Below are 3,994 nucleotides of genomic sequence, written 5' to 3' on the forward strand. Positions count from 1 at the left end.
TCGACGACCTTGACGACTTTATCGAGGCAAACAAAGTGAGACCTCTCAGAAATGACAATTGTGTTATCGAACCCGCGTGATGCGGGCTGCCTCAGCCGGCGGTAGGCAGGCTCGAAAAACACCGGCAGCCAGGATCCGAACTTCACCGGGCGACCTGGCCGGGCTGGTTGCACGTTACGCGACCCAACTTTTTTCAACAAACAGGACATGAAAAATGAGAGACGATTACGAAGGCAATGGCTTTGCTGCGCTGGTTGATGAGATGGACAAATTTCGAAAAACGCTTCGGAAATCCGATCATCAAGCTGAGCCGGTCCGAATCGCGCGAGTAACCCGGTCGAATCATCCCGTTGCTTTCGATTTCAAGCCCAGGCACCGCCGAGACTACAGCGCAGAACTTGACCGCCAGATATCCAGCCTGAACAAAGCCATGTCCCACACTCGGGCGTCGACTCGACAACGCAAACCGCAGGGCACAGACCTGAGAAAAGCGCTGGCGGATTTCAGCGGAAACCTGCGAAAGGCTATGGCTTCGGGGGATATAACGCCCGACCAGGCCTGTCTACTGGAAGCGCGCATGAACCGGATGACACAGGGCACCTTGACCGGCTTGATTTAGCGCTGAGTGGCGGTGTGAAGTCCGCAGGCTTGCTATGCTGCGGGCTTTACCTGATTGCTGAAATTACCTATACTGTTCTCGTCTTTTAGGATTCCTGCTCTGGAATCCCTTGCTCTCATGAAATGGCCGAATAACTGCGACTGCCGACCTGGCGGTACGGGTGATGCCTGTGCTGGCGTCGGTGTGGCGTGTGCCTGAAAAGCCTGAAATAGGAGGTGCTGCTATGGCTACATATCTGGTGCGGGTGGATGATAATTTTCACTACATGGACCAGGACTACCGGACAACGGCTGGTGAGTTCGATAGTTGGGAAAAGGCGCTGGCGAAAGCGCAGTCCATTGTAGACGACTACCTTGCGAGGGATCTGCGCGAGAATCCAGGTATCAGTGCAGACCTGCTGTACCAGCGATATACGATGTTCGGCGAAGACCCTTATATCGTAGGGGACGGTGACCAGACCTTCTCGGCCTGGACCTACGCAGAACAGCGGTGCCGGGAGCTTTGTTACCGGGAACCGGGGGAAGGCTGATATGGAATACCCGAAACCTGACCGCTCGGAATTTGTGCCGAACCTGGAAAAGGAGGATATGGGTGATGTGCTGGATCTCGGCTGGGGCGAGGGTAAGCTGAGTGACGGCCGTCCATTCCGCGTTGAATGCTGGGCGCAACATGGCGCTACGCTGCTGACCTGGTTTTTTTCGGTATTGGGCCTTGAGGCGTGTAGCGATACTGATCTGCTCAATTTGCTGGTAGCGGAAGGGTTGCTTGAAGCTGTCGAAGGCCGTGAGCCAGTCCTTCGTGCAGAACGCATTACCGATACTGCCGGCAATGACTTGTGGTCGCTCAACGTGGTCAGCGGTGATGATGACGGTATCCGGGTGCGGGACAGGCACCCGTTACAGCGATATTAACTGAACCCTGGAGGAGATATGACACTGACCGAAAACTTTGAAGCCGCGCTGGTGTTCGCCACCCGCCTGCACGCCAAACAGACCCGGAAGGGTGATGCCGGTGTGCCGTACATCAGCCACCTGCTGGGTGTGGCCAGCCTGGTTCTTGAACACGGCGGTACTGAAGACGAGGCCATTGGTGGTTTACTGCATGACGCCATCGAGGATCAGGCTGAACATTACCCGGGCGGTGGTCAGGCACTGCGTGACGAGATTACCCGCCGGTTCGGTGGTGCGGTTACTGACATCGTTGTGGCCTGTTCGGACTCAGACGGTATTGAGAAGGTGGCTTGGCGTGAACGGAAGGAACGGTATATCGCGCACCTGGTAGAGGCCTCGCCAGCCGTCCTGAAGGTGTCCTGCGCCGATAAGCTGCACAACGCCAGAGCCATTCTGGTCGACCTGCAGACGCACGGTGACACGCTGTGGGACAGATTTACGGCTGGCAGGGAAAGCCTCTGGTACTACCGCGCACTGGTCAATGCCTTCCAGTCTGCCGGCGCACCGGCTACGCTGGTGGCTGAACTGGACCGGACGGTTTCACAGATCGAGGAACTGGCGAATGAGTAACAGCCACCCATGGAAAATCACCGAACACATCTGCGGCCAGTGCCTGGGCCGGGTGCTGGTGAAGCAAACATCGGACGGGTTGGTCTCCCGCTGTGCCGACTGTGGTCAGGAAAAGGAAGGCGGTCACCGGTCGATCTGCATGTGTGGCCTGACCCTGCGAACGGGTAAGGCGGCCGGATTCTACTGTGCCCGAAATGACAAGCACAAACCCGGAAAAACGCAGGAAATTGTCGGTTTATTCGATGAAGATGTCTGTGGCATCAGCAGTCCGCCCACAAGGTAAACGACGTGGAAAAATACGGTAAAAGATTACAGCAACTGCCTGTTGAAGATGGTGATGTTCTGAACGCCCTGGCACACTTTGCTCGTTGCCGCAGGTGCGGTGGCAGTGTGGTCTGAAGGTGGTCGCGAGAGCTACTACTGTGACGCGTGCGTGCCGCGTGGCTGCTCCTGTCAGGGTAGTGACAGCTATCCGTGCGTCGACTTCGACCTGTCTGTTGAGGGGATCGAGCTTCCCGAATAACCGCTACACCCCACCCCATTCCCGGGTAAGCCGATCCAATCGATCCAGTATCTGTTCCGCTAAAACCGGGTCGACTTTTTCTAACTCGGCAAGGATCGCCCCGTGGAACTGCTCAATCCGCTGGGCGTCCATCAGCTGTTTTGACACGTACGCCGCCGTCTTCAGCGAGTCAAGCATGTGCCGGCTGGCCATCAGATACAGCTTCGGATTCCGGATCTTGCCATTGTCCGACTCGCAGAACTGTTTCAGCCGCAAGGCGTCCTGCAGGCATTCCTGGATCCGATCAATGCACGGTATCAAGCCGGTGTACGCCACATCCTCGGGTTTCACTACCACAGGCAGTTGTTCTGCGATATCCGCCGTAACGGATGCTGCCGGGTCAGGCTGCTTCGCTCGGTGTGCGGCGCGCTTCTTGGCCCGGGTAGCAGCCTTTCTACCGGGCACGCCGCTGTCCCTGACTTTCTTCACCCAGCGCCACCAGGTAGCTGCCGGCACGTCGTCGTATTTCCTGGCCTTCAGCGGTCGCAGGTCGTGCGCAGGCCCGCACCGGGACAAGGCCCGGGCAATGTCCTTTAGCGCCTGCATACGAACTTCACGAGCCATCAGTCACCCCCTGAGTATCTGACACGAGTTCGAGCAATCGAGCGCCGTGGTCGCCACTGACATGGCCGCGTGCTACGGCTTTGCGGATCGTTGCTGCATCCAGCCGCACGGGTAGCGACGCAGGCAACGGCCATACCCTGTCCAGCAGCAGCCCGAGTGCTTGCGTGTCACCCATAAGCGCCAATTGCAGCGCCTTTTCGGTGAGTTTCGGCAGGTTATCCTCAACCAGTTCACGCGCAACCTTCAAATTGTTGCGCGGCCTGCCCGGCGGACGAGCGCTCATCCGTTGAACCTCTGCATAAGGCTTTTAAGGCCTAAACTCGGCACGTATCCGTAAAGCATCATGTCAGCGCCCAGCAGCGGCTTCGAGCTATTGACCAACGCCGCGTCCAGCATCTGGCAATGAACACCAGTCGCGCGTCGACGTTCGGTCTCAATGGTCGTTGCCCACTGGGACATTGCAGTATCGAATGCGGCCTGTGCCTGGCGGGTGGCGGCCTGCGCTTGCTGCAAACTGGTAACCGCTTTGCAGATCAATGGCTGTAATCCCTGCATGTCCTCTGTAGCCAGCAGCAGGTCGGCCTTGTCGCTTTCATTATCGCCGCCACCAGCAGCACGGCGGTTGACGATGGACTGGCGTGTGGCTTCATGCTTTTGGAAGCGTTGTACCAAGGCCTCGTGCTCACGCTTGGCGGTCGACTCCGCTTCGCGGGCAATCTGCAGGGCACG

At 57.8% G+C, this 3,994-nt stretch carries 8 protein-coding genes; 5 read left to right on the forward strand and 3 right to left on the reverse strand.

The window, feature by feature from the left end; translation table 11 throughout:
• The first annotated feature begins 214 nt into the window (after positions 1-214).
• The 5 genes from ACW81B_RS08255 (at position 215) to ACW81B_RS08275 (ending at position 2,422) form a co-directional block, all read left to right on the forward strand.
• Positions 215-619 carry a hypothetical protein gene (locus ACW81B_RS08255; RefSeq protein WP_491579744.1) on the forward strand — a complete coding sequence of 135 codons (405 nt, stop codon included), beginning with the start codon at positions 215-217 and terminating at the stop codon, positions 617-619.
• Positions 620-842: 223 nt separating this feature from the next.
• Entirely contained in the window at positions 843-1,148 is a 306-nt protein-coding gene (locus ACW81B_RS08260) for a hypothetical protein (RefSeq protein ID WP_491579745.1), read from the forward strand.
• A gap of 1 nt (position 1,149) precedes the next feature.
• Positions 1,150-1,530 (forward strand): hypothetical protein, encoded by a 381-nt coding sequence (locus ACW81B_RS08265; RefSeq protein WP_491579746.1) that lies wholly within the window; start codon positions 1,150-1,152, stop codon positions 1,528-1,530.
• A gap of 18 nt (positions 1,531-1,548) precedes the next feature.
• Positions 1,549-2,139 carry an HD domain-containing protein gene (locus ACW81B_RS08270; protein WP_491579747.1) on the forward strand — a complete coding sequence of 197 codons (591 nt, stop codon included), beginning with the start codon at positions 1,549-1,551 and terminating at the stop codon, positions 2,137-2,139.
• Entirely contained in the window at positions 2,132-2,422 is a 291-nt protein-coding gene (locus tag ACW81B_RS08275; RefSeq protein WP_491579748.1) for a hypothetical protein, read from the forward strand. Before ACW81B_RS08270 ends, ACW81B_RS08275 begins: the two co-directional genes overlap by 8 nt.
• Positions 2,423-2,665: 243 nt before the next feature.
• Here ACW81B_RS08275 and ACW81B_RS08280 read toward each other — a convergent pair whose 3' ends face one another.
• From ACW81B_RS08280 to ACW81B_RS08290, 3 genes are all read right to left on the reverse strand, one after another.
• Entirely contained in the window at positions 2,666-3,265 is a 600-nt protein-coding gene (locus tag ACW81B_RS08280) for a hypothetical protein (protein ID WP_491579749.1), read from the reverse strand.
• A complete protein-coding gene (locus tag ACW81B_RS08285) occupies positions 3,255-3,548 on the reverse strand; it encodes a hypothetical protein (RefSeq protein ID WP_491579750.1) in 294 nt (97 codons plus the stop codon). Before ACW81B_RS08285 ends, ACW81B_RS08280 begins: the two co-directional genes overlap by 11 nt.
• Positions 3,545-3,994, reverse strand: a 450-nt coding sequence (locus ACW81B_RS08290) for a hypothetical protein (protein WP_491579751.1), incomplete at its 5' end; no start/stop codon positions are given. The genes ACW81B_RS08290 and ACW81B_RS08285, both read right to left, overlap by 4 nt.

This window comes from Thiogranum sp. (assembly GCF_058323355.1).

Bases quoted from the DNA above. Each gene is read 5' to 3' on its own strand.
- ACW81B_RS08255 (WP_491579744.1), top strand. From the start codon at position 215: ATGAGAGACGATTACGAAGGCAATGGCTTTGCTGCGCTGGTTGATGAG.
- ACW81B_RS08260 (WP_491579745.1), top strand. From the start codon at position 843: ATGGCTACATATCTGGTGCGGGTGGATGATAATTTTCACTACATGGAC.
- ACW81B_RS08265 (WP_491579746.1), top strand. From the start codon at position 1,150: ATGGAATACCCGAAACCTGACCGCTCGGAATTTGTGCCGAACCTGGAA.
- ACW81B_RS08270 (WP_491579747.1), top strand. From the start codon at position 1,549: ATGACACTGACCGAAAACTTTGAAGCCGCGCTGGTGTTCGCCACCCGC.
- ACW81B_RS08275 (WP_491579748.1), top strand. From the start codon at position 2,132: ATGAGTAACAGCCACCCATGGAAAATCACCGAACACATCTGCGGCCAG.
- ACW81B_RS08280 (WP_491579749.1), bottom strand. From the start codon at position 3,265: ATGGCTCGTGAAGTTCGTATGCAGGCGCTAAAGGACATTGCCCGGGCC.
- ACW81B_RS08285 (WP_491579750.1), bottom strand. From the start codon at position 3,548: ATGAGCGCTCGTCCGCCGGGCAGGCCGCGCAACAATTTGAAGGTTGCG.